This is a genomic window from Prevotella sp. AM23-5, assembly GCF_003473645.1.
GTDB classification, from domain to species: Bacteria; Bacteroidota; Bacteroidia; order Bacteroidales; family Bacteroidaceae; genus Prevotella; species Prevotella copri_A.
This window is the reverse complement of the sequence record NZ_QUCG01000130.1, coordinates 1-3813: the sequence shown is the minus strand read 5'-3', so window position 1 is coordinate 3813 and position 3813 is coordinate 1. Positions and strand designations below refer to the sequence as shown.

4 protein-coding genes are annotated in these 3813 nt (G+C 48.1%); 2 read left to right on the top strand and 2 right to left on the bottom strand.

All coding sequences use genetic code 11. From position 1 onward, the window contains the following. The first annotated feature begins 242 nt into the window (after nucleotides 1-242). Nucleotides 243-554, top strand: a complete 312-nt coding sequence (locus tag DW657_RS16785; protein WP_008628599.1) for a helix-turn-helix domain-containing protein — start codon at nucleotides 243-245, stop codon at nucleotides 552-554. Between the two features lie 82 nt (nucleotides 555-636). Next, the gene (locus DW657_RS16780; protein WP_008145366.1) at nucleotides 637-945 is read left to right on the top strand and encodes a helix-turn-helix domain-containing protein; all 309 of its coding nucleotides are present in this window, start codon (nucleotides 637-639) and stop codon (nucleotides 943-945) included. Nucleotides 946-1189: 244 nt separating this feature from the next. Here DW657_RS16780 and DW657_RS16775 read toward each other — a convergent pair whose 3' ends face one another. Together DW657_RS16775 and DW657_RS16770 are read right to left on the bottom strand one after the other, a co-directional pair. Then, nucleotides 1190-2377, bottom strand: a complete 1188-nt coding sequence (locus DW657_RS16775; RefSeq protein WP_118313501.1) for a site-specific integrase — start codon at nucleotides 2375-2377, stop codon at nucleotides 1190-1192. A 64-nt stretch (nucleotides 2378-2441) separates the two neighbouring features. After that, nucleotides 2442-3674, bottom strand: a complete 1233-nt coding sequence (locus DW657_RS16770; protein ID WP_118313500.1) for a site-specific integrase — start codon at nucleotides 3672-3674, stop codon at nucleotides 2442-2444. Nucleotides 3675-3813 lie beyond the last annotated feature (139 nt).

Genomic DNA, 3813 nt, shown 5'->3' with positions numbered 1-3813 from the left:
TGTGAGAACTTCAACGTATTTCTCAACTCATCATTGTTCATGTATTCGTTGCAGTCGTGCAAGTTTTTCTTGTTGTTTTTGGCGTTGAAGTCGGCAAACCCCGGCAACATACTGCCACAGAAATTGAAAACGCTTGTTTTTAGATTGCCGTGCCTTATCTTTGCACTCACAAGCGTGGAGCACAGCATATGCGTGGAGCTTTGCGACATATAACATAGTATTAACTTAGAAAAAAGAAAAGTATGGGATTCATCGTATTCGAGGAAGAGGCATTCAACTATCTTGATGCCCAGTTGGAGAACTTCGTGAAGCGCATGGACAGAATCCGTGAGCGCAGTGAGGACAAGACCATGAACAAGTGGCTCGACACGCAGGACGTGTGTCAGACGCTCAACATCTGCCCACGGACAGTGCAGACGCTTCGGGACAACGGAACTTTGGCTTATACGCAAATCAGCCACAAGACCTACTACAAGCCGGAGGACGTGATGGCTATCGTAGCAGTAGTGGAGGACAGGAAAAAGGACATGCGCTTTCGCAAGCGCACAGGTTAGGCTGTCAATATACAACAACCACTTAATCCAAAGCAGCAAGTAAACCGAGTAACGTAAGTATCAACAATAAAACGAGACAACTATGAGCAATGAAGTAATGACAAGAAACAGCGAGTGGATGAACCACATCGTGAACCACCTCAACCGAATGGTTGACAATTTTGAACGTGCCGTGATGAACTACCGCCCCATGCTTGGCGGTGAGCGCTTCATGACGGACAAGGAGCTTTGTGCCAGACTGCAACTGAGCCGAAGAACCCTGCAGGACTACCGAAACAACGGTGTCATCCCGTATATCCAGCTTGGCGGAAAGATACTCTACCGCGAGTCCGACATTCAGAAGATTCTGATGGCTAACTATCGTGAGGCGTACAGAATGAAGGGCTTGTAGGAGAAATACATGTCCTTGATGAGGGGGGTGAAATAAACAAGGCGACAACGTATAACTTACCGAGTGTGGTTGTTATAGGTTGTCGCCTCGTTTTATTGGCTATTCCGAGTTGGTCGTGTTTGCCGGGTATCATTTGTGTTACCTGTATAAATCTAATACCATGCTAAAACCCTGCGGTGGTTCGCCCAAGTGGCTGGAGGCGCAAAGCCTCCAAGGAACGTTGCATGATGGCTTAGCCATGCCATTATTTTTTGTCCTTTTCTCTTTTGGCAATGAGTTTGTCCATGTCGCTTGAAATCTTCTGCTCCGTCACCTGCGCATAGACCTGTGTGCTTGTAATGTCTGCGTGTCCCATCATCTTGGCTATGCTGCCGATGGGAATGTCCTCGTTGAGCATCAAGACTCCGAATGTATGGCGGCTGGCGTGGAATCCCAACTTATTGCTTATGCCAAGCACCATTCCAAGGGTATGCACATCAAGATAGATGTCTTTCTTCTCACCCAGTGGAAAAACAGGCTTGCTGTCGTCCGTGGTATTGTAGAGCGAAAGAATCTTCTCGGCTATCGGATGGAGTGGCACGAAGAACTCCACGCCTGTCTTCTCTCTTTCCTTGCGGATGAACTTCCTACCATCGGAGTTCTCACTGATATGGTGAGGGTACAGTTTCTTTACATCTATATAGGATAAGGAGGTGAGCGAGGCAAAAATGAAACATCTGCGTGCAAGCTCCGTTCGCTCGTCAGCCATCGGGGTAGAGAGCATCCTGATGAAGTCTGCCTTGCTGATATGGGTCATCTTCGGGGCTGCCTTCTTCTCATACCCTATCTTGGCTATGGGATTGAAGCGGATAATGCTCCTGTCCACTGCCTTGTACATCAACATGTTCAGCCAGAGAAGGCAATGGTTCACGTAGCTGTCGATGCGTCCCTGGTCTCGTTTCAGGAATAGCTTGTATTCCTCCCCGAAATTCTCGTCTATGTCCTCAAAGGCGATGTCGTCCTTATCCAACGAATGGACAAAGTCTCTCAGGTTCTTCTGCCATGTCCGCTTGTGCAGAAAGGTTTGTCTGGCTTTTGCGGTTCGATACCATTCCACGATGGTATCACCAAAGCTCAGCAAGAACTTTCCTGTCGTGTCCTTGTCCTTCAACACTGCCTTCAGCATTTCCACGGTGATGATGCCGTTGGTGGAAAGAAGTGAGTTGTATTTATCCTTGACCTCAGCAAGGAAACTTGCCAATCGTCCGCTGTCCCTTGCGTTCCGTACCTCTCCCTTCTTGGCGTTCCACTCCTGTGGGGTACAGGATATGCCTGTGGAAATGGCTGCACTTTTGCCGTCAACGGTGATGCGGCAAAGTATGTTGGCTGTTCCGTCTGCCTTCACCTTCTGTCTGTTGATGTAAGGCAAAATTGAAAATGTACTTCTGCTCATAGTTGTTGTCCTTATAATATAATAATGTAGTTGAAACTGTAAAAAGAAAAGTTGAAAGCCTTGTTCATAATGCGAGAAAGGAGTCCTTCTCTGTTGCAGCGAAGAACTTGTCCATGACCTCAAACAGCTTCTTTTGGGTTACTCTCGCATATCGCTGCGTCATCTTCACATCCTTGTGACCGAGCATCTTGCAGATGGTCTCCATCGGCACACCAGCCTCCAGCGTAATGAGGCTGGCGAACGAGTGTCGTCCCGAATGGTAGGAATAGGTCTTGCTCGTTTCCGCCAACTTGCAGATGGTGATGAGATCGATACGAACACGATTCGTGTTCAGCAATGGGAAAAGGGTATCTCTTGCCCCGTCCTCGTATCTCGCCATCAGCTCCAACGCCTCGGGCAGGAGTTTCACCCTGGCAAGTGTTCCGGTCTTCTTGCGGTTATAAACGAGCCATTTGTCGCCATCCTCCAACACCTTGACATTGGCTTTCGTGATGGAAACGGTGTCTATGAAGGCTGTTCCTGCATAGCAGGCGAAAAGAAACAGGTCACGGCTAACGGATAGTCTCGGCTTGTCTTCGGGCAGTTCCACATCACGGATTTTTATGAAATCAGACATGCTGAGAGCCTTGGGTGTCGTAACCTTTGGAGTGCCAACCCGATAATGGGCGAACAGCAGGTTCCTGCACAAGCCTCGCTCAAAGGCGATGCGGCACATCTTCTTGAAGAGCGACACATAGATGGTGATGGTTCCTGATGAAAAGCCTTTCTCGTCAAGCAAGTAATGGTGAAAGTCACTGATGAAAGGCTCGGTCAGCTGTCCGAAAGCCAAATCAGTCAACCTATACTTCTCCCCGATGAACTCAGCGAGATTCTTGCGAATCTTTCTGTAAGTCCAGACACTGCTCTTCGACATATCGATGCCCTCATGGGTGCTGAGTTCACTGATATGCTCGTCCACGAAGGAGAGAAGGGTGGTCTGTGTCTTGACGCTGCCCTGCAAAGCCTCCTTGACATCCTTAGCCTCGAAGTCCGTTCTCTTTTCCACAAGCACATCGAAAGCCTTTTGGATGGAAAGCAACAACTGCTCGATGTCCTTGTTGGTCTCCACGGCTTCCTTGCTCTTGCCCTCCAATCGGCTGGCACGAGGATTCCAAAGCGATGGAGTGCAAGACAACTTGCAGGAGAACTGCGCCATAGTCCTGTTCACCGTGATGCGTCCCATGATGGGAGCTTTTCCATTCTTGTCCATTCCGCTCTTTTTTAGGTAGAGCAACACCTTGAATTTTTCGATTTTCATAACGCTTACATTTTGAGTGTGCAAATATAATCATTTTGTAAGCGTTCCTTGATACGCAAATCATTGAGAATCAGTGCAATAAAATCCGTTGATGCACAAAGTTGCCTTTCCGCATTGTTACCTGTTTTGCATAGGTAAC

Coding starts and splice junctions, on each gene's coding strand:
- DW657_RS16785 (WP_008628599.1), top strand. CDS start 243: ATGGGATTCATCGTATTCGAGGAAGAGGCATTCAACTATCTTGATGCC.
- DW657_RS16780 (WP_008145366.1), top strand. CDS start 637: ATGAGCAATGAAGTAATGACAAGAAACAGCGAGTGGATGAACCACATC.
- DW657_RS16775 (WP_118313501.1), bottom strand. CDS start 2,377: ATGAGCAGAAGTACATTTTCAATTTTGCCTTACATCAACAGACAGAAG.
- DW657_RS16770 (WP_118313500.1), bottom strand. CDS start 3,674: ATGAAAATCGAAAAATTCAAGGTGTTGCTCTACCTAAAAAAGAGCGGA.